This is a genomic window from Microbacterium sp. GbtcB4 (assembly GCF_019091465.1).
GTDB lineage: Bacteria > Actinomycetota > Actinomycetes > Actinomycetales > Microbacteriaceae > Microbacterium > Microbacterium paraoxydans.
The window spans coordinates 1-234 of the sequence record NZ_JAGXJJ010000636.1 but is presented as its reverse complement, the minus strand read 5'-3'; the positions used below and the strand labels follow the sequence as shown (position 1 = coordinate 234).

General features: G+C 79.9%; 1 pseudogene. It reads left to right on the top strand.

Annotated features, from left to right (window positions below):
* Positions 1–234 (top strand): annotated as a pseudogene (locus KVS71_RS19085) (hypothetical protein); the annotation flags it as partial.

Genomic DNA, 234 nt, shown 5'->3' with positions numbered 1-234 from the left:
ATCGGCTCGAGCAAGTCCGACGCCCCGCAGGCCGTGCAGCATCTCGTGGAGGACCTCGCCCCGACGCCGTCCGCCCGCATCGCCCGCGACCCGCCCGTGGACCCCCCCGGCGTGGTGGACTGGGAGGGGTGGTTGCGCATCGACGAGGCCGAGCGCCGCCCCGGAGCCGTCCGCGGGCGGGAGCGCCCGAAGCCCGGCGACCCGGCGGCCCAGCGGGCCCCCGCGACCCCCACC